This window comes from Mycobacterium sp., from assembly GCF_035314665.1.
Taxonomy (GTDB): domain Bacteria; phylum Actinomycetota; class Actinomycetes; order Mycobacteriales; family Mycobacteriaceae; genus Mycobacterium.
This window is the reverse complement of sequence record NZ_DATFZD010000403.1, coordinates 1-20,363: the sequence shown is the minus strand read 5'-3', so window position 1 is coordinate 20,363 and position 20,363 is coordinate 1. Positions and strand designations below refer to the sequence as shown.

The following is a 20,363-nucleotide window of genomic DNA, read 5'->3' as shown; positions in this document are numbered from 1 at the left end:
ATCCTCAGATCAGAAAACCCAGCGTGGGAAGTGGCTGATCATTGTCCACCAGAACCACTTTCTTATACGCCAGGCGAAGACCGTCTGCATCGCGGCGGAGTCGGTAGGTCGTTCGGCCACCCCATAGCCGATTGCCCCTTGCGCGTGACTCGACGGCCAGGAAGTTCGCGCCGACCTCTAGATCGGTGCCACCATCGGGGTTGCCTCTACCGCCTAGGAATTCGATATTCGACAGCAGCCGACGCAGGTTCGAAGGGGGAGCCTGCGCATAGCGTTTGCCGGTGCGTAACTGCTTCAACCTGGTCGAGATGCGGCGGCGGTTGTCGTAGATAACTGACATCTGGCGCCCGGGGTCACCGCCCTCGCCATCGATCGGTACCCAGTACAGCGCGTCGTCGGCCCACAGCGCTTCCCACGCGTCGTAGTCGCCTTCGTCGGCCAGTCGCGCCTCTTGGTAGAGGAACTGCTCGACTGAGTGGCGGTCAAAGTCGTCGGGCACGGGCCCGAGACTGGCATCCGCGTTGACGGAGGCTGTCATGGCGCCTCCATGAGTGACTTGTAGTGTCGCCAAAAACCTCGCATCGCGGTCTCATCGGTGGCACCGCCGACGGTGAAACCGTTCTCGTCAACTGATTCGCGGTTGAGCCCACGGCGCACGTCGAGCCACTCCGGTGTCAGCGATGCGAGTCCGGCCCAGTTCCGCTCGTACATCTCGGTGTCGTCGGCAAGCAGCATGCCGGCAGGGCCCACCGATCCCACGCACTGGGACACCATGCGCTCGTTGAGTTCATCCGCGCCGGCCAACTGCACCGCAGTCGAGTATTGGACGCACTCACCCACCGCGACCGGCTGAATGTTGAAGACCTGGATCTCCGCGATGAATAGGTTCGGGAAAACCATCACGTGCGGTGCGCCCTCGATCAAGATGCGTTCCGCGTCCGCGCCATATTTGGTCCGCATTGCCGATACGTAGTCGGGGACCCGGGCCTCGGTGGTGCCGAACCAGCGCATCGGTTCGGCGAACTTACGGAATTCTGGACGCAGATCGTTCTCGCTGTGGCCATTACCCAGGTCGCGGGTCACCGCCGTGGAGGCATCACTGTAGAGTGGGCCAATTGTGCTGCCGGTCACCCCGAAGATCGATCCGTGCACAAACTGCGGGTGATATCCGTCGGTTTCGTTCTCGGCCAACAGCTTCCAGTTCGCCCGGGTCCGGTGCTGGAGCCACCCCGCAGTGAGTTCGACACGGCCCTCGGGAGACAACTGCGCGAGCCTGTCGATCTCGCCGCTGGCGGCACCGAGGTGTTCCAACAAGGTCGGGCCTTCGGTTGCGAAGCTGCCGAACACAAAACCGTGGTAAGAGTCGACCCGCGGAACTCGCCCGAGAGCCAGGTCCAACTTGCGTTGACCGTAGCCCTTGAAGAAGGGGAATCCAACGAGTTCACCGTTGTTACGGTACGTCCAACCGTGATACGGGCAGCGAAATGCTGACGCATTGCCCTTGGCGTCGTTGCACACTTGGTTGCCCCGATGCGCGCAGCGATTCAGCAACAGGTGCAGCACGCCGTCGCCGTCGCGGGTCATGATGACGTCCTGCAGCCCGAGACGTTTCCGAACATAGTCGCCGGGTTGGGATACCTCGCTCTCATGTCCCACGAAAACCCAAGTGCGGTACCAGATCTTGTGCAGCTCCTCGGAGAAGATCGCGGGGTCGGTGTAGAGCGAGCCGTGCACCTTGTCACGCTTGATCAGTCGGTCATATAGGGTGCCGGTGCCTGCGACCTGATCACTCACGGCGGTCATGGTTGTCCTCCTTCCTTGTTCCCGAACACTGGCCGTCGTTTCTCGCGAAACGCGGCGGTGCCTTCGGCGAAGTCGTCGCTGTCGAAAAGCTCTGACTGGCAAGCAGCTTCGCGCTCAAGAAGCTCGATCGGATCGATGGTGCCCGGATTGGCCAGCAATGCCTTGATTACTCCGTACGCGAGTTTCGGCCCCGACGCGAGCTGTCGGGCGTCTTGTCGGGCCGACTCCAAAGCCTGGCCAGGCTCCACTACCGCGTCAATGAGGCCCAAACCAAAGGCCTCCGCTGCCGAGATCGGCGACGGCAGCATCAGCATCTGCCGTGCCCGCGCGATCCCAACGCGTGCCGGTAATGACACAAAGGTGCCCATATCTCCGGCTAGACCGACATTGGTGAAGGTGGTCGCGAACTTGGCGTCGTGCGCCGCCACCACCCGATCACAAGCAGCGGCCAATGCTGTGCCCGCCCCATACGCCGACCCTTCGACGGCCGCGAGCACCGGCTTTGGTGTGCTCCAGATGGCACGAATAATGCGTTGCGCCAAATTAACTCGTTCAATGGCGTGTTCGGCGGGCATGCGCTGCATGGTGGAGATGTCGCCACCCGAGCAGAACACCGGACCCGCTCCGGTCACGATGATCACCCGAATATTCGGATCACGATCAGCGGATTCGATCGCCTCGGCCAGGGCGATGCGCAACTCGATGTCGATAGCGTTGCGCTTCGCTGGCCGGTTCAGCGTGACAGTGCGCACCGCAGCGTCATCATCGATGAGCACGGGGCGGGCGGTCGTCGTGGTCATCGGCCGTTGAACTTCGGTGGTCGGCGTTCGATAACCGCGCGTAGACCCTCGAGCGCATCGTGAGTGCCGGATAATTCGGATACCGTGCGCGACTCCTCGGCTAGCCGCTGCTCAACCGAAGCGCCTACCCCGTTCCAAACCAAACGTTTTGTTGCCGAGACCGCCAGGGTCGGTGAGCTCGCCAAGGTGGTGGCGATCTCAGTAGCCCGGGCGGACAGCTGATCGTCGGGCACCGTCTCGGTGACCAGACCGATCTCTTGTGCCTCCGCAGCCGACAACGTGGGATTGAGCAGCAGTATCCGGAGCGCCTGACGCAAACCGACGAGTTGGGTCAGTGTTACCGACGACCCGCCGTCCGGGGCCATCCCCACCCGCACCGCACCGGAGAAGAACTTCGCTGACTCGGCGGCGATGACGACATCGGAGGCGCAAACCAAGCCCAGCCCGCCTCCGCCGGCGGCGAAACCCTGCACCGCCGTGACTACAGGCACGCGCAGCTGGATCAGTGCCGACGTCGCCAACTGCAGCCAGGCCGTCGCCTCGCGCAGATACTGCGGTAGCTCGGCGCCCTTGGATTCGAAGGTGTGGATGTCGCCGCCCGCGCAGAAGTTGCGTCCTGCACCGCTGAGCAGCACGACCCGAACGGCGGCCTCGGCGTGGCATCGCAGAATGGCCTCGTGCAGCGCTTTCAACAGTTCTACATTCAGCCCATTTGAGGCTTCGGGTCGGTTCAGGCGCAGCTGAGCGATCCCGTCCGGACCGAGATCCAGCGCGACGGGTGTGGCGTTGACAGTTGTCATGAGGATGTGCCCAATCGGTTGAATTCATCGACTCCGTGCTTGGTGATGTGCGCGACGACCGCACCGATCTCGTCGTCGAGGCCTTGCGACAGCGACCGTTGGCGAGTGCCGCTAACCAGCCCCTTGATCGTCGCGACTGCTGCGCGGTCACGTTCCGCGAGCTGCGCCACGAACCGATTCACGCCCTCGTCGAAGGCTCGTGGCGCAAAGCTGCGGTATGCCAAGCCGAGACGCACCGCATCCAGACCGCTCAGGCGCTCGCCGCTGAGCAGTAGACCGAGCGCGAGCTGATGCCCGATCAACCGGGGGAGCCGCTGCGTGCTTCCGCCACCGGGGATCATGCCGAAGTTGATGTGGTTGTCGGCGATCTTGGCGTCGTCGCTGACTATCACGATGTCGGTCGCCTGCATGAGCTCGAAGCCACCGGCCATCGCGATGCCCTCGACTGCAGCGACCACTGGGACGTCGATGTTCGCGATGACCTCACACGCCCGGCGGAATGCGTCGAACAGCGTTCGCAACCGTTCGGGGCCAACGGATCTGAGGCGTTCGACTTCTGCGACATCGCCTCCGGCGCAGAAGTTTTTGCCCGCTCCACGAATGACGATCACGTTCACCGCGGTATCGCTAGACAGCGTGCTGAGCGCATGCTCGAGTTGTTGCGCGAGTTCGGTGGTTATCGCGTTCATGCACTCGGGCCGGTTCAGCGTGACGCGCCCGATCCCATCGGCGATCGCGCACTGGACGACGCTCACATCTAGTCCTATCCATCATTTCCCAAATTTCTAATCTAGGTTAAACTAATTCGGAGGCCGTCACAAGCGACGCTGCACAGTGAGGAGTCGACATGGATCTCGGGTTGGCCGATGCGCGAGTCGTCGTCACCGGAGGCGCCTCCAATATCGGGCGCGGGATCGTGCATACATTTGCCGCGGAAGGCGCACGGATCGTGATCAACGACATCGACGCGCCGCAGGCTGAAAAGGTCCGCGCCGAGGCCAAAGAGTTGGGCGCCGCCGAGGTCGACGTGGTGATCGCCGACCTGACGAAGCCCGGGGCGGCCGAAGCGACCGTCGGCGCCGCCCAGATGGCGTGGGGCGGCCTGGATGTTCTGGTCAACAACGCCGGTTGGAGCGTTCCGGGATTCGTCGCCACCGATACCGACCGGGACAAGTGGCAGCGAACAATCGAGATCAATCTCTTCTCGGCGATTTCCGCGACCCAAGCGGCGATACCGGTCATGAAAGCAGTCGGTGGCGGCGCGATCGTGTTCATCGCTAGCGACGCGGCGTTTGGACAGATCAGACAAGGTGTCTACGGCGCGTCAAAGGCGGCCATGGTGGCATTCGCCCGCACCACGGCGCGCGAACACGGCCGTCACGGCATCAGATCCAACATCGTGTGCCCGGGCCTGGTGATTCCCGATGGACCCGAAGCGATTGGCCCATCAAGCCTGTGGGCCGTCGGACTGGATGAGGTTTTCAATCAGAAACAGATCGACTTCATGCTCAAGGACACGCCACTGCGAAGGCTGACAAACGCCGACGACGTCGGGCGGGCCGTGGTGTGGTTCTCATCACCGCACGCTGCACGCCAAGTAACCGGACAGCTGATCTCGGTCAGCGGCGGTTACACCATGCCGTGAAGTCGAGAGTTCAGGGTGTCAGCTGAGGCTGTCGAGCGAGTCGTGGTCGTCTAGAAAAGTGGCGATGCGTTCCCAGCAACGCGCCATGTAGTCCTTGGGTTGCATGACGGGTTGGAAACGGCCCGCTCCGATTGTGAGGAGCGAGAAAATGACGACATGGAAGGGTTGTTGGCGATAGCGCAGCCACGCCTGCTCGAACGACGGTGGGTTCTTGACCCCTTCTTCGCCGAGGCGCCAGAGGTACCGTTCGAGCAGTTCCCGCTCCCACGCGCGTCGGTGCTCGACAGCCAGGTTCACCGACATTGCGTAGGCGTAGTCGAGCGCCCATTCTCCTCTGGCGACGGCCTGCCAGTCGTAGAGGCCCATGCGGCCGTCCGGGTCGCGCAGCCAGTTGCCTTGGTGGACGTCCTGGTGCAGGAGTGTGGGGGTGCCGCTCGAGTTGAGATGCAGCGCACGCATTGTGATCGGGATCAGCTCTTCACGTCGCCGGTAGATCGCGGGCGGCGTCACGGTTTCGATGTGGTCGAGGCCTCGGTGGGCGGCTTTCAGGAGCCCGACATCGTTGATGCGCTGCTGGAAGACTTCAGTGGTAGCGAGCCGCCCGAACTGGCTTGAGAGACGTGAGTCGTCCCAGAAAGCCGCGTGGTAGTACGCCATCTGGTCGACCATGTCTTCGGCGTCTTGGCGGCTGATGGTGTCTTGCATTGGGTCGGGGAAGCTCCATCCGTCGGCGGTGAGGTCATCCATGACGACGATTGACCGATAGGTCTTGGGGTCGAACGCAGCGTAGTAAGAGCGGGGGCTTCGCAGCCGGTCGAGCTGTCGCCGAATGTCGCGGTAGAAGATCGTCTCGCTCTCCGTTACGCCGCCGGCGACGAGCATCAGGCGTGACTGGAAGCTGGATGCGCTCTTGGTGAAAAGTCTGGTTGGCAGTGCGGCCTTCTGGCCCGCCGAGTTGTAGTCGACCCGCAGTGCGCGTCGTGAACTGGTGCCGTCCGAGCCGCCGACGACCGCGAATTCGACGACGACGGCGCCCGGGACGTCTCGGCAGAGCGCGGCGGTGAGCCACTCGTTAGTCAGCGCGTTCGCCGAGGGCGGTACATCTTTTAACGAAGTCACACGTGGCGGAGCCAGGCGTTCGCGGGCGACGTTGGCGGCGAGTTTTGCTGCGAGCAATGGCAGCTGGATCTTGGTAGTCATGTTTGCCTCTCGGAGTTAGATCAATAATCTAACCTAAAATAAAAAATGTCAAGCCTCGTGGCGACCGCGAATTGAGCCGTAAGGCTCGTGTCCCGGTCAGAACCTCCATGAGAGGACCGCGCCTAGATTCAACTGAAATTATGGGGCGGACTGTCAATGACGGCGCCAAGATGGCAAGTGCCCTAGTCAGATTGACGCTGCGGCCCGGCCGTGGCGCTGACCCGAGCAAGCGATGTCCGCCAGCGGCGGTTACACGATGCCTTAACTCAGCACGGCCGTGCCAAACCAATGGCACAGGAGCAGCGCGACTTCCACATCGAGGCGGTTGTCGGCAATCGGTTCACCCCGACGCTCAAGCGCGCGCTGGATCCGATATTTCACCGAGTTGACATGCAGGTGCAATTCGTCGGCGGTGGCCTTGAAGCTGGACCCGCTGTGCAGAAACTCCCTGAGCGTTTCGCGCATCCGTTCGTCACTGTCCGTCGCGGAGGCAAGGGGGCCCAGGACATCGCCAACCCATGTTCGCGTCTGCACTAGGTCGGCACAAAACTGGGCGGCCAGCACGAGGCCGGGATCGCTGTACACAGTGACCGCCGGCGTATGCGATTCCGAGGCGAGCACAACGGCTCGCGTCGCCAGCGCTTGCTGATGTGAGCGGCGAAAGCCGTCGACACCGGGAAGCGGTTCGCCGGCCGCGATCAGCGGCGCGTCGGGTCGCGCCTTGACGAATTCGCTAAGGCGGGAAACCGCATGTGGCGCGGCATCCTCAGGCAGTGGTATCCATGCCCACCCGGTTACGCGATCCGCAGCGATGAACAACGGGCGCTCTTGCGCACCAACCGATTTCGAGAGTTCAGTGATGCAGCGCTCCATCGCGGCGAGTTCGTCTTCATCTTCCGACTCGCCACACCACGCGATCAGCGAAAGGTGGACTCGACGGAGTGGGTAGCGAATAGCATTTGCCACCTCGTCAATGTCGACTTCACCGGCCTGGAGTACCTCGCGAACGCGCAATACCCGCATCCGGTTTTGGTTAGCCAGCCAGCGATCACGCTCAGTTTGGTAGGTGGTTAGCACCAGACGCGAAATTCTGTCGACATAGCCGAACGACATCGAGGTGATCTGTTCGAATACATCAAGCGCGAGCTGGATATCCAGATGCGCGACGCGAATCTCGTCGAGCACGATCCGTAGTACGGCCTGGTGGCCGAGCCGATAGGTGCGGATCAAGGAGTCAGCGTCCACCCCACGTTGAGCCAACCGTCGGGCATGCTCGAGGGCCGCCGTCGGCGGCTCTACCTGGTCGATGGGGATGCCGTGGCGAATGGCCGGAATGAACGTGTCCAGGTTTCCCTGGACCGAGTCATGGACCAACGCCAGTAACTCGCCGTCGCCTCCAATCTCAGACAGCTCGCTGACCAGCAACTCCTGGAGCGCGCGGGTGATCTCGACCAGTTTGTCGTCCAGCCGGCCGATGATCAGCGCTGCCGTCTTCGCGACGAGCGCCTCTTCCTCGTGGCTTCGCGCAGCCATGAATCGACTCTATGGCTTGCCGGCGTCGAACTCAGTCGAATCATGAGCTTTGTCTGCCGAGGCCAAGCATGTGCCGCAAACGCGACGAAACTTGGTCGGCTGCGGACGTAGCTGCAGCGGGTCAGGCTCCGTAGCGTTTTCGTGGAACGCGACATCGAAATACCGGGATTCCGTACTCGAATGCCGATCGTTCGGAGTTGTAAGCCAACATTATCCGCGTTGCGGAGAAGGAGTAAAACAATGCTGGGCGATATCGCCACTTTAGTAGTGATGCTGGTAGTTATTTTGTTACCGCTACTTATCCCGGTCACTCTCACCGCAGTGAATACCGCGGCTCATTTTCGCCGTCCCCGAACACATGCTCGCAGCGCCCGTGACGCCGTTAGCCATCGCAACGAGCCGATCCCGGCTTCGGCCTGATCACCCAGTACGCACATGTATCCGGGAACATATGCGGCATCCGCCCCGAATCGTCCGGCCGTCGTCATGGCGGGCACGGGCAAAGCCCTGACTTACCGCACGCTCGACGACAATTCCGCGCGCCTGGCATCGGCGCTGCACGCGTTGGGTCTGCGCCCTGGCGATGTGATCGCGCTAATTTCGGATAACTCGGCCGAGGCTTTCGAGGTGTATTGGGCGGCAATGCGTTCCGGCCTCTATGTCACCTTTGTGAATTGGCATTTGGCACCAGAGGAAGCCGCATACATCCTGGGCGACAGCGCCGCTCGAGTCGTGATTGCCTCGGCCGGGGTGCGCAAGGTGGCTGAACCCGTTGTGTCTTTGGTTCCTGAGGTTGAGCACTGGTACGCCTTCGGCGGGGAGGTCGCGGGCTACCATCCGTACCCCGAGTTGTTGGCGAACGCGGGACCGCGATTGGTCGACCAGCCTCGCGGTTCCGAGATGCTTTATTCGTCGGGCACCACCGGCCGACCCAAAGGGATCAAGCCGCGCTTGGTGCCGGGCCAGATCGACGAACCGGGTGATCCGTTGGTCGCCTTGCTCAAAGGCGTGTTCAAGGTGACTGAGGACTCCGTCTACCTATCGCCGGCACCCATCTATCACACAGCCCCGCTGAAATGGTGCGCCTCGGTCCAGGCCTTGGGCGGAACAGTGGTGTTGATGGAGCGGTTCGACGCCGAGGAGGCGCTGGCCGCGATCGAACGGTTCCGGGTCACGGTGACCCAGATGGTGCCGACGATGTTCGTGCGGATGCTGCAGTTGCCCGACCCGACCCGCACCGCCTATGACGTGTCCTCCCTGCGGCTGGCGGTGCACGCGGCCGCGCCGTGCCCTCCCGACGTGAAGGACGCGATGATCGCGTGGTGGGGTCCCATCCTCGCCGAGTATTATGGCGCCACCGAGCAGCATGGCACCACAGTGATCACCACGAGTGAATGGCAGGCCAAACGGGGATCGGTCGGCAGAGCCGCGATGGGCGTGCTGCACATCTGCGACGAGGACGGCAAGGAGCTTCCCGCCGGCGAGATCGGCACCATCTACTTCGAACGCGACGTGGCTCCGTTTGAGTATCACAACGATCCGGAAAAGACAGCCGCCTCAAGACATCCCACGCATGACAACTGGTGCACCGTCGGAGATGTCGGTTACCTCGACGACGACGACTATTTGTTCCTGACAGACCGCAAAGGATTCATGATCATCTCCGGTGGGGTCAATATCTACCCCCAAGAGGTCGAGAACGCGCTGGCTCTTCATCCGAAGATCTTTGATGTCGCGGTGATCGGTGTGCCGGACGCCGAGATGGGCGAGCAGGTCAAGGCTGTCGTTCAACTGCGTGAGGGCGTCACGCCTTCCGACGAAGTCGCGGCCGAGATCATCGGCTATGTACGGGATCGCATCGCGCACTATAAGGCACCGAAATCCGTGGATTTCGTCACTGAATTGCCGAGATCGGCAACCGGAAAGCTCATCAAACGAGTCCTCATCGACCGTTACACAAAAGGGAGTACGCATGTCTGAGTTCACTGGGCGGCGTTATGTCGTCACGGGCGCAGCATCTGGGATCGGCCACGCTCTGGCTGAACAACTGCTAGCAGCCGGAGCCGAGGTCTACTCGTTGGACCGCAACAGCCCAGCAGCGGCGGTCACCCGCCACATCGAAGTTGACTTGTCGAATCCTTGCAGTATCGACGCCGCCGTCGAGCAACTCGGCGGACAGTTCGAGGGGCTGATGAACGTGGCCGGGGTTCCCGGGACGGCTCCCGGCGATGTGGTGCTGGCAGTCAACACACTGGCTGTGCGGCAGTTAGCGGAGTCGATGTTCGATCGCCTCAAGCCCGGAGGGACGGTGACGATTGTGTCGTCGACGGCGGGCTTTGGTTGGCCCGCGCGGCTTGATGCGATCGGCGAACTGTTGGCGACGAAGACCTTCGAGGAGGGTATGGCCTGGTTCAAGGCGCATCCCCAACAGGGCAACGCCTACAACTTCTCGAAGGAAGCCACCACCGTGTACGCAATGTCGATGGCTCTGTTGGCTGCGCATAACGGGTTTCGCATCAACGCAGTATTGCCCGGGCCGGTGGAGACGCCGATCCTGGTCGACTTCGAAAACACTATGGGCAAAGACACGCTCGATGGCCTGAAGGCCTTACTCGGGCGCCATGCAACGCCGGACGACATCGCAGGCACGATCGTGTTTCTTGCCTCCGATGCTGCGCGCTGGATCAACGGGCACGCGCTTGTCGTCGACGGAGGCGCAATGGGAGCGGTCCTTACTGGGGCCATCCCCGCGCCGGAGATTTGAATTGCGAAGCCAAATAGAGTCGTTGGACGCTACCTCGCTGCTCGGGAACCTTCGCAGTGTGTTCGGCAGCGGTCGTACCCGCGGGCTGTCATGGCGCCTCGAGCAGCTGCGTGGACTTGAGCGGTTATGCGAAGAGCAGGAGGGGGAGATAACCGTCGCTCTAGCAGAGGATTTAGGTCGCTCGCCGGTCGACGCGTGGCTCGGTGACATCGCGTCGACTAAGGCCGAAGCGACGTACGCCCGCAAGCACCTAAAGAGCTGGATGCGCCGCAGCCGGGTTTCACTTCCACTGAGCCAACTACCGGGTCGAGGCTGGATCCAATACGACCCACTCGGCGTGATCTTGGTGATCGGGCCGTGGAATTACCCGGTGTACCTAAGTCTGGCGCCGCTCGTGGCGGCTGTGGCCGCCGGAAACTGCGCGGTGATAAAACCCTCCGAGCTAGCGCCGGCAACCTCGGCCCTACTAGCGCGGCTGATTCCTCAGTATCTGGATCCGACCGCGGTACGCGTCGTCGAAGGTGACGCGCAAGTCACACAGGCTTTGCTCGCCCAGGGCTTTGACCATGTGTTGTTCACCGGTGGCACCGAAGTCGGCAAGAAGATCATGGCCGCCGCCGCACCGACGCTAACGCCGGTCACTCTCGAACTTGGCGGCAAGAGCCCAGTCATCGTCGCAGCTGATGCCGATATCGACGTCGCGGCGCGGCGCATCGCCTGGGTGAAACTGATCAACTCCGGGCAAACGTGCATCGCGCCGGACTATGTCCTGGCCGAAGACGCCGTGGCCGATGAACTCATCCACAAGATCGTTGCGAACGTGCGTGAATTCCGTTCAGCGGAAAAGGATCCGTCGATGCGAATTGTCAATCGAAGTCAGTTCGATCGACTGGCCTCGCTAATCAGCACTACTGACGGCGAGGTAGTCACCGGGGGCCGATTCGACAGCTCTGCAATGCGTATTGAACCCACCGTGATCGTCAACCCATCGCAGTCGGACCCGGTGATGGCACACGAGATTTTTGGTCCTATCTTGCCCGTGCTGACGGTCGATTCGCTCGATTCCGCTGCCGACTTCGTCAACGGTGGGGCGAAACCCCTTGCCTTATACCTATTTACCGCATCTAGAGTTGTCGCGCAGGCGCTCGTCGATCGCGTCCCATCCGGCGGTGTAGTAGTCAACCACGTGGCCATGCATTGCATGGTGCCGCAGCTACCCTTCGGCGGCGTCGGCGCGAGCGGAATGGGTGCCTACCACGGCCGGTGGGGGTTCGAAGCGATGAGCCACCGCAGAAGCGTTCTGGCAAAGCGGGCAAGGCCCGACCTGAAAGTTGTTTACCCGCCTTATACCCAGAGAGCAATGAAGTTGATGCGGCGGGTTTTCTGATGCGTCGCCTTTCGCGTCTCGATGCGCAGTTCTTAGCGGCTGAGCATAAGAACGCCGGCTCGCACTACTGCGGACTAGCGATCTATCAGACCGGCAACCGAAAGCCGATCACAGCGGCGACAATGCGCCAACGGCTGGCCGAGCGAATGGACTTATGTCCGCCCCTGCGGTGGAAGCTGGTGACGGTTCCCTTGAGCCTCGACCGGCCAGTGTTCGTCGACATAGACGTCAAACTCGAAGATCATGTCTCCGAGAAAACTCTCGCCGCACCTGCCGACGAGACGACGCTCGGCGCCGAGGTGGCCAAGACGCTGTCGACGCCACTCGATCGGGATAAGCCGCTATGGAAGTTACAAGTATTCCACGGTCTGAAGGGCCGAACCGCGGTCGTCATGACCCTGCATCACCCTGCGGTGGACGGGATCGCGGCGGGAGAGATCTTTAGCACCCTTCTTGACTCGCCCGACGAGAACTCTCCGATCGCGCCCACCGACAATCAGCCGGCGGTTCCTCCCAACCGGGCGGTGCTCGCGGGCCGTGGAATTGCGGCCATGCCACTCCACCGCCTCCGAAGCTTGCGTTCCACCCCCGGTGCGCTCGCGAACTTGGATCAAGTCCCGGTCTTGAGGTCGCTGCCTGGCGTACATACGATTTCGCAAATCGCCAGAGGCGACCTGGGAGCCCAACGCCTGGAGGCACCCCGAACGCGCTTCAACGCCAAGCTTTCGGCGGGCCGCTCAGTGGCGTTTGGCACTTTGCCTTTGAGCGACGTCAAGACAATAAAGAACGCGCTGGGCATAACCGTCAACGACGTCGTGATCGGGCTGTGTGCCGGTGCCCTAAGGCGGAGGTTGACCGCGACCGATGATCTGCCGGCGGACCCGCTTGTCGCATACATTCCGGTATCGACCAGATTGCCAGAAGCGCAAGACCGCTACGGAAACGCGATTACCTCAGTGATCGCTCCAATTCCTACCCACTTGTCCGATGCAGATGAGCGACTCGCGTTCGCACACGAGAAGCTCGACCTTGCCAAACAGCGATCGCGCAAGGCTCCCCCGACGCTCATGAGTGATGTGAACGATCCAATCCCAATACCGATATTCGGCATCGCCGCTCGCGGGTTGATGGAACTTGTTTCTTCGCGCTTCGTTCGTCCACCGGTGAACCTGATCATCTCGAACGTGCCAGGGTCGCCCGTGAAATTGGGATGCTATGGCATTCCGCTCTTGGCGCACTACCCGATGAGTGTCGTCTTTGACGGTTTCGCACTCAACATCACTGTCGTCAGCTACGAGAGCGGCCTTGATATCGGGATAGTCGGAGACGCTCAAACATTGCCGGACGCATGGGATTTGATAAACGATTTTCGCCTTGAACTGGCTGAACTAGCTGCGCTTGTCAGCCCAGAAAGGAGCTCGAACTGATGACTACCGCTCAGGTACCATCGCCTGCGTCATCGGCCGCGCAGGTGCTTGAGTTCACCACCGACCTGGTCGTGCATCGGCGACATGTGGCAGCGGACGGTGTGGTGGCGCTGGAACTGCAACATCCGCAGGGCGATGATCTGCCGGCGTGGGAGCCGGGGGCCCATATCGACCTACTGCTCGAAGAGGGGTTGGTTCGCCAGTATTCCCTGTGCGGTGATCCACGCGATGCCACAACATGGCGCATTGGTGTCCTGCTCGACCCGCGGAGCCGCGGTGGCTCCCGTCATGTTCATGAGAACCTTGAAGAAGGCAGCAGTGTGCGGGTTCGGGGGCCGCGCAATCATTTTCCGCTCGTCGACTCGCCGCGATATCTGTTCATCGCCGGTGGCATCGGAATCACGCCAATCATGTCGATGGTCGAAGCCGCGAACCGGGCGGGCAGCGACTGGACACTGCTCTACCTGGGCCGCAAACGGACAACAATGGCATTCGAAGGGGAGCTGTCCGGCATCCATGGCGAACGGGTCACGGTGTGGTCTGACGAGGAGAACGGCACGTTCTTCGATCTCGCGGCTGCCCTTAAAGAGCCCCTGGAAGACACGTTGGTCTTCTGCTGCGGGCCCGAGCCGCTGCTGGCCGCGGTAGAAGAGCACAGCGGACACTGGCCAGAAGGCAGTCTGCACATCGAGCGCTTCGCGGCAAAGGCACCTGCTGCGGACGCCGGCGGCCAAGCGTTGGACACCTTCCAGGTGGTGTGTCAGCGCTCGGGTGTGGCCGTGGACGTGCCTGAAGATGCGTCGATCCTGGAGGCGTTGGAGGATGCGAACATACCGATTCTGTCGTCCTGCCTAGAAGGGATCTGTGGTACCTGCGAGGCGACCGTTTTGGAGGGCACTCCTGATCATCGCGACTCCGTACTGACCGATGCCGAACGCGCGTCTGGGAACAGGATTCTGACGTGTGTATCCCGTTCCTGCAGCGAGAAGTTGGTGTTAGACCTATGAACACGAATTACCCGACAAAGTGCTGGTATGTTGCCGCCACCTGCGACGAGCTGGGTGACGCACCTCTGGGCCGCCGACTGTTGGGCCGCGATATCGTGCTCTGGCGGTCACGGGATGGCCAGGCAGCAGCGTTCGAGGACCGCTGCGCCCACCGTGGGTTTCCGCTGTCGGACGGTCGTGTTGACGGTGATCTGTTGATGTGCGGATACCACGGTTGCGCGTATACAGCGGACGGTCGGTGCGTCCGCGTTCCGACGCAGTCTTATGTCCCAACAGGGATGAGTGTGCGGGCGTTCCCGGTTTTGGAGGAGCCGCCCTTCATTTGGATCTGGCCCGGCCCACCAGCGGCCGCCGCCGGCAGTCGTCCGCCGCGAGCTCCGTGGCTGAACGAGCCGGGATGGTCGACATTCAGCGACGCCTGGCGGGTGAAAGCCAACTATCTCATGGTGCACGAGCACTATCTCGACTTTTCCTATGCTCCCATCGTTTATCGTGACGACGTACCGCCGGGAATGGAGCGGCTGCCGGCCTTCAACCAGATCGAGGTCACCGAGACAACCGTTTCCTACACCCGAGTGCTGTCCGAGGCGCCGCTCGCGGAATGGGAGGCCGAGGCAACCGGGCTGAATCCTGCGGGCTTGTATACGCGGCGGGAAAAAGGAACCTTCGCTTCGCCTGCGATGCACATTCAACGGTGGGAGTTGGAGGCCGACGGCAATACCTACTCGAATGTCCGCACGCATGCGATCACTCCCGAAAGCGACACGGCGACACGCATCTTCATGTACGGCGCGTACAACTACGCCCCCGCCAACGAGACCGTTGCGACCACGTTGCAATCCTTTGTCGGCAAGCTTGTCGATCGGGACAAAGAGATCCTGGAAAAAGTAGCAGCCCACACCGGCTACGAAGGCTGGCGATCCGGGGTGGAATTCCAGGCCGACGCCGCCGCATTGCGCGCGCGACGCATCGTCACGGTCATGCTCGCCAAGGAAGCCGGCCGTTCTGCACTTCGCCCGGGCTGGGCGAACACAAGACCTCTTATCACTCGCTGAAAAGCGCAGAACAGCAACAGCACTGACGAAACGCCACGAAAGGAATCGCGATGGCAACATTGAATTTTGCCGATATCGACCTGTCCAAGGTAGATCTAACTGACCTGTCGTACTTCGAGGACGGCCCACCATATCCGCTGTTTGCGCGGCTGCGCTCGGAGGCCAGCCCACACTGGAATGCCCTCACGGGAGACGAGCCCGGATTCTGGTCCTTCACGAAAGCCGCCGATATCGCGGCCATCAGCCGGAACCCCGCAACGTTCTCGTCTGCTCGCGGCGGAGTGTTTGCGACCTCTCAGGGTGCAGTGCCTCCGGAGGTACTGGGACAGGTCATACTCGGCATGGACCCGCCTAACCACACGAAACAACGTAACGTCGTGCAGGCTGTTTTCACGCCCAAGCTGATCCGTCAGAAAGAGCCCGCCATCCGTGACACCGTCACGGCTCTGATCGATGACGTGATCGAAAAGGGCCAGTGCGACTTCGTCGACGACATCGCCGTCGAGTTGCCCTTGCGGGTGATCGCCGACATGCTCGGCGTGCCACAGGAAGACCGCCGTCAACTCTTCGAATGGACCAACACGCTATCGCGAGCGGCCGCGACCGCCGACCCGCAGTTGGGTATGGGCGCAATGCTCGAAATCGGTGGGTACATGAACGGGATTACTGCCGAGCGAAAAACTAATCCTGGAGACGACCTGGTGTCTCGCATGATCGCCGCGGAGGTTGACGGCGAGAGCCTCAGCGAGGCCGAGGTCACCTTCTTCTTTGCCCTGCTGATGTTCGCCGGGAACGACACCACACGAAACACCACCTCCGGCGGCATGCGCGCGTTGATCGAGAACGACGGCGAACGTCAAAAGCTGGTCAACAATCCGGACGCCATTCCGATGGCCGTCGAAGAGATGCTGCGGTGGGTAACACCGGTCATCTACTTCACTCGTGTTGCGCAGCATGACACCGAGGTGGGCGGACATCCGATCCGTGAGGGCGAACGTGTCGCGATGTGGTACTCTGCCGGGTCCCGTGACCCCGCGGCGATCGATAACCCCGAAAGTTTCGACGTAGCAAGGCAGAAGCCACCGCATCAGGCGTTCGGCGGCGGCGGGGCGCACTTCTGCCTCGGTAATGCACTAGCGCGGCTTGAATTGCGGGTGCTGTTTGAGGAGTTGATGCGACGGGTGCCAGACATGCAAATCGCAGGGCCGATCACTCGCCTCACGTCGAACTTCTCAAACGAGCTGACATCGATACCGGTCACGTTCACCCCGGGAAGCCGTGGGGGCACGCTTGACTAAAAAATCGGGGAAGGGATCGTGAAACGTGGACAACGCCATCCCACTGGAGTGGGGGACCTCTGAAAATCTTTCGCCACTCGAAACGTTGATGTGGCGCGCGGACTCGGACCGGGCAATGCGATCCGCCATGATGGCGGTGGAAATCCTTGATACAGAGCCCGACTGGAACCGGCTAACGGACGCCCATGAATGGGCGAGTCGGATGGTGCCCCGGCTTTGTGACCGAGTAGCCGAGCCCCTCGGATTTATGGGGACGCCGATCTGGGTCAGAGATCAGGAGTTTGATCTGCGCTATCACCTGCGTCGATGCCGCCTCGGTGGTGACAATGGATGGCAAGACCTATTGACGACCGCTGCGCAACTAACGATGACACCCTTCGACCGCACTCGGCCGCTGTGGGAAGCGATGCTCGTGGAAGGTCTCCCCGACGGAAAGGCGGCCTATCTACTTAAACTTCACCACGCGCTGACCGACGGCCTGGGGCTGAGGCAGTTATTGTCGCAGTTGCACTCTCGGCAGCGGGCGCACCAAGCCAACAAGCCCCAACCCGCGGTGGCAGTGGCGTCGGGAGCGGGTCTGGCAGACTTCGCGGTGGGGCAACTCGAGCATGACCTTGGCGCGGTGCCGGCAGTGATCAGTGCTGTAGCCGCTCTGGCTAGCAAAGGTTTTCGTGATCCGCTCCGGTCAGCCTATGGACTGATTCAGTACGTCAAGTCCGCTCGACGGGTGCTATCGCCTCCGGCAGTGCCGGGATTGCCGCTGCTTTCCGCCCGCGGGGGTTCGTGGCAGTTCGTCGCGCTCGACTTGGACCTCGCCGATCTGCGTTCGGCTGGTAAGCGTGTCGGCGGCTCGGTCAACGACGCGTTTCTGGCCGCCCTGCTCGCCGGTTTTCGCCTCTATCATGATGAGCTCGACGTCCCACTAGATGGCGCCGCGACGATGCCGGTGTCAGTTCCCGTTTCGATACGCCGGGACGACGACAGCGCGGGGGGCAATCGCTTCGCCCCAGCTCGTCTCGTAGCTCCGGTGGGAATTGTCGACCCTGCCGCGCGCATTGAAGTCATCAAACAGCTTGTAGGGAAAGCGCGTCACGAACCGGCACTCGAAAGTGCCGGCCTTGTCGCTCCCCTGATGGCCCGACTACCGGGTTCGGCTCTTGTCCGAGTTGCCGGTGCAGCGACAGCAGGAAACGACTTGCAGGCAAGCAATGTTCCCGGGCTTGACGGCGACCTCTATCTCGCCGGGGCGCAAATTGAGCGCATCTATCCCTTCGCGCCGCTGCCAGGGTGTGCCGCGATGATCACGTTGCACACCTATCGGGGGCTCTGCTCTGTCGGTGCCAACCTGGACACCGCTGCCGTCTCCGAACCCGGAATTTTCGCGAAGTGCCTGTGCGCCGGCTTCGCTGAGGTGCTGACACTTGCATCGTCGCCGAAGAAGCCGGGTCTGCTCGCCGTGACGGCTACTTGAGTTCGGACGACGACAGCCCCAGCAGCCGGCGGGCGACCACCAGCTGCTGAATCTGCTGGGTCCCTTCGAAGATGTCCATGATCTTCGAGTCACGCGCCCACTTCTCCAGCAGCGCTTCCTCGGAATAGCCTGCGGTGCCGGCTAATTCGACGGCCTTGAGGGTGATGTCGCTGCCCACGCGTCCGGCTTTCGCCTTGGCCATCGACGCTTCCTTGGAGTTGGGGATCTTATTGTCGGCCTGCCATGCCGAACGCAGCGTCAGCTGGTAGGCGGCCTCCCAGTCGGCCTCCATCCGCAAAAACTCGGCCGCGGCGGCGCTTTGCGCGTGCGACGGTTTGTCGTAGGAGATCTGCACGCCCGCGAAGGTCAGGATCTTGCGCAGCTCTTCCAGTGTGGCGCGGGCGATTCCGACGGCCATGGCCGCCACGACCGGGCGGGTGTTGTCGAAGGTCTCCATCACCCCGGCGAACCCCTTGCCGGGTTCGATTTCCGGGTTACCCAGCAGGTTGTCTTTGGGGATGCGGGCGTTTTCGAACCGGATGACGGCCGTGTCGGAGCCCTTGATTCCGAGCTTGTTCTCGAGCCGCTCGACGGTGACACCGGAGTGTTCGCGCGGCACGATGAACGACTTGATCGCCGGGCGGCCCTTGGACTTGTCCAGCGTCGCCCACACCACGATGTGCGTGGCCCGCGAACCGGCGGTGACGAAAATCTTTTCGCCGTTGATCACGTATTCGTTGCCATCCAGCTTGGCGGTGGTGGACACCGCCGCGGAGTCGGACCCGAAGCCTGGTTCGGTGATCGCCATCGCCGCCCAGACCTTGCCGAGACGCTCCAGCTGTTCGTCGCTGGCCACCGCAGAGACTGCCGCGTTGCCCAGGCCTTGGTAGGGGATCGACAGCAGCATCGCCGCATCGCCCCAACTTGCCTCCAGAGCCTGCAGCACCGCCGCCATGTTGCCGCCGTTGCGGTTTTCTTCGATGCTTTCGCTGGCACGAAGCCCATCGGCTCCGGCCATGTCCAACGTGTTGGATGCGACAGCTCCGGCGAAGAGTTCGGCCAAGGTGTCGAGCTCGACCGGGTAGGCGTGCTCGTTCACGTCGTATTTGCGGGCGATCGGGCGCATCATCTCCGCGCCGGCCTGGTGCGCCTTGTCGATCACCGCGTGCAGCTTGCGGGGCAGTTCCAAATTGATTGCCATGATTGGTCTTTCGGTTGTGAACTGGATGACGACTTAGATGACGGCTAGATAACTACGACGCCTTCAGCTATACCGATAGCCCGCAGGTCGCGATACCAGCGCTCGACGGGGTGCTCCTTCGTATAGCCGTGCCCGCCGAGCAGTTGCACGCCGTCCAGGCCGATCTGCATGCCCTTGTCGGCGCCGAGCCGCTTGGCCAGTGCCGCCTCGCGGGCGAACGGCAGGCCTTGTTCGGCGCGGGCCGCGCCGCGCCAGGTGATCAGGCGCAGTCCGTCGAGCTCGATGGCGATGTTGGCGCACATGAACGCAACCGACTGCCGGTGAGCAATGGGCTCGCCGAAGGCTTCGCGCTCCTTCACATAGGGGATGACGTAGTCGAGCACCGCATGGGATGTCCCGACCGCCAGCGCCGCCCAGCCCAGCCGAGACAGCGCGATGGCTTCGGAATAGTCGTCGTCGGCGGCTCCTTCCCCGCTAGCGTCCTGGCCCAGCCGCGCGCTCAGCGGCACCGACACGTTGTCCAGCTCTACCCGGCCCAGTGCCGCGGCACGGATGCCCATACTCGGGTCGGGTTTGACGGTCAGGCCGTTGCTCGACGACTCGACGATGAACAATGCGGGCTTGCCGTTGAGTTGGGCCGCGACGATGAACAATTCGGCGTCGGCGGCGGCCGGCACCAGCGACTTGACTCCGTCGAGTCGGTAGCCGCTGGGCGTGCGCACTGCTGTGGTCTTCAGCGCTGTGGGGTCGAACAATGGCTGCGGTTCGGTAATGGCCAGGCAGGCCTGCGGGACGTTCTCACCGGCGAACTCATTGAGGTAGGTGGCCTGCTGGTCGGCGCTGCCCCAATGGGTCAGCGCGGCGGCGACGCCTGCCGGGGCCAGGATCGGCAGGGCCAGCCCCATATCGCCGTAGGCCAGCGCCTCGGCGACCAGCACGTTGGTCACGCTGGAGCGGTGTTCGGCGATGCCG

The 20,363-nt window shown here is 62.2% G+C and carries 18 protein-coding genes and 1 pseudogene; 10 read left to right on the top strand and 9 right to left on the bottom strand.

Annotated features, from left to right (window positions below; genetic code table 11):
• Positions 1–4 precede the first annotated feature (4 nt).
• Genes VKI00_RS28780 through VKI00_RS28760 form a run of 5 tightly spaced genes read right to left on the bottom strand, consistent with a single transcriptional unit; the run spans position 5 to position 4,158 of the window.
• The gene (locus tag VKI00_RS28780; protein WP_324444292.1) at positions 5–538 is read right to left on the bottom strand and encodes an aromatic-ring-hydroxylating dioxygenase subunit beta; all 534 of its coding nucleotides are present in this window, start codon (positions 536–538) and stop codon (positions 5–7) included.
• Positions 535–1,803, bottom strand: coding sequence for an aromatic ring-hydroxylating dioxygenase subunit alpha (locus VKI00_RS28775; RefSeq protein ID WP_324444290.1), 1,269 nt, complete (start codon positions 1,801–1,803; stop codon positions 535–537). Before VKI00_RS28775 ends, VKI00_RS28780 begins: the two co-directional genes overlap by 4 nt.
• On the bottom strand, positions 1,800–2,603 hold the full coding sequence (locus VKI00_RS28770) for an enoyl-CoA hydratase/isomerase family protein (RefSeq protein WP_324444288.1): 804 nt from the start codon (positions 2,601–2,603) through the stop codon (positions 1,800–1,802). The genes VKI00_RS28775 and VKI00_RS28770 overlap by 4 nt, the downstream gene beginning before the upstream one ends.
• On the bottom strand, positions 2,600–3,403 hold the full coding sequence (locus VKI00_RS28765; protein WP_324444286.1) for an enoyl-CoA hydratase/isomerase family protein: 804 nt from the start codon (positions 3,401–3,403) through the stop codon (positions 2,600–2,602). Before VKI00_RS28765 ends, VKI00_RS28770 begins: the two co-directional genes overlap by 4 nt.
• Entirely contained in the window at positions 3,400–4,158 is a 759-nt protein-coding gene (locus VKI00_RS28760; protein WP_324444285.1) for an enoyl-CoA hydratase/isomerase family protein, read from the bottom strand. Before VKI00_RS28760 ends, VKI00_RS28765 begins: the two co-directional genes overlap by 4 nt.
• A gap of 92 nt (positions 4,159–4,250) precedes the next feature.
• On the opposite strand from VKI00_RS28760, the gene VKI00_RS28755 reads away from it, so the two are divergent.
• Positions 4,251–5,048, top strand: a complete 798-nt coding sequence (locus VKI00_RS28755) for an SDR family oxidoreductase (RefSeq protein ID WP_324444283.1) — start codon at positions 4,251–4,253, stop codon at positions 5,046–5,048.
• Positions 5,049–5,066: 18 nt separating this feature from the next.
• Here the strand turns inward: VKI00_RS28755 and VKI00_RS28750 are convergent, their stop codons facing one another.
• A complete protein-coding gene (locus VKI00_RS28750; RefSeq protein WP_324444281.1) occupies positions 5,067–6,248 on the bottom strand; it encodes a phosphotransferase in 1,182 nt (393 codons plus the stop codon).
• Positions 6,249–6,509: 261 nt separating this feature from the next.
• Positions 6,510–7,781, bottom strand: a complete 1,272-nt coding sequence (locus VKI00_RS28745) for a PucR family transcriptional regulator (RefSeq protein WP_324444279.1) — start codon at positions 7,779–7,781, stop codon at positions 6,510–6,512.
• A 435-nt stretch (positions 7,782–8,216) separates the two neighbouring features.
• On the opposite strand from VKI00_RS28745, the gene VKI00_RS28740 reads away from it, so the two are divergent.
• The 9 genes and pseudogenes from VKI00_RS28740 (at position 8,217) to VKI00_RS28700 (ending at position 18,190) form a co-directional block, all read left to right on the top strand.
• Complete coding sequence (locus tag VKI00_RS28740; protein ID WP_324444277.1) at positions 8,217–9,761, top strand: acyl-CoA synthetase; 1,545 nt, start codon at positions 8,217–8,219, stop codon at positions 9,759–9,761.
• A complete protein-coding gene (locus VKI00_RS28735) occupies positions 9,754–10,545 on the top strand; it encodes a coniferyl-alcohol dehydrogenase (RefSeq protein WP_324444275.1) in 792 nt (263 codons plus the stop codon). Before VKI00_RS28740 ends, VKI00_RS28735 begins: the two co-directional genes overlap by 8 nt.
• Positions 10,451–11,932, top strand: a complete 1,482-nt coding sequence (locus VKI00_RS28730; protein WP_414687323.1) for an aldehyde dehydrogenase family protein — start codon at positions 10,451–10,453, stop codon at positions 11,930–11,932. Before VKI00_RS28735 ends, VKI00_RS28730 begins: the two co-directional genes overlap by 95 nt.
• Positions 11,932–13,359 (top strand): wax ester/triacylglycerol synthase family O-acyltransferase, encoded by a 1,428-nt coding sequence (locus VKI00_RS28725; RefSeq protein ID WP_324444271.1) that lies wholly within the window; start codon positions 11,932–11,934, stop codon positions 13,357–13,359. Before VKI00_RS28730 ends, VKI00_RS28725 begins: the two co-directional genes overlap by 1 nt.
• Positions 13,359–14,366 (top strand): PDR/VanB family oxidoreductase, encoded by a 1,008-nt coding sequence (locus VKI00_RS28720; protein WP_324444269.1) that lies wholly within the window; start codon positions 13,359–13,361, stop codon positions 14,364–14,366. Before VKI00_RS28725 ends, VKI00_RS28720 begins: the two co-directional genes overlap by 1 nt.
• Positions 14,363–14,626, top strand: a pseudogene (locus VKI00_RS28715) (Rieske 2Fe-2S domain-containing protein); the annotation flags it as partial. The gene VKI00_RS28720 and the pseudogene VKI00_RS28715, both read left to right, overlap by 4 nt.
• A gap of 24 nt (positions 14,627–14,650) precedes the next feature.
• Entirely contained in the window at positions 14,651–15,421 is a 771-nt protein-coding gene (locus VKI00_RS28710; protein WP_324444306.1) for an aromatic ring-hydroxylating dioxygenase subunit alpha, read from the top strand.
• Positions 15,422–15,471: 50 nt separating this feature from the next.
• Positions 15,472–16,719, top strand: coding sequence for a cytochrome P450 (locus VKI00_RS28705; RefSeq protein ID WP_324444267.1), 1,248 nt, complete (start codon positions 15,472–15,474; stop codon positions 16,717–16,719).
• Between the two features lie 25 nt (positions 16,720–16,744).
• Entirely contained in the window at positions 16,745–18,190 is a 1,446-nt protein-coding gene (locus VKI00_RS28700) for a wax ester/triacylglycerol synthase domain-containing protein (RefSeq protein ID WP_324444265.1), read from the top strand.
• Here VKI00_RS28700 and VKI00_RS28695 read toward each other — a convergent pair.
• Both VKI00_RS28695 and VKI00_RS28690 read right to left on the bottom strand, forming a co-directional pair.
• Positions 18,183–19,391, bottom strand: a complete 1,209-nt coding sequence (locus VKI00_RS28695; protein ID WP_324444263.1) for an acyl-CoA dehydrogenase family protein — start codon at positions 19,389–19,391, stop codon at positions 18,183–18,185. The genes VKI00_RS28700 and VKI00_RS28695 overlap by 8 nt on opposite strands.
• A 44-nt stretch (positions 19,392–19,435) precedes the next feature.
• A partial coding sequence (locus VKI00_RS28690) for an acyl-CoA dehydrogenase family protein (RefSeq protein WP_324444260.1) occupies positions 19,436–20,363 on the bottom strand: 928 nt, incomplete at its 5' end.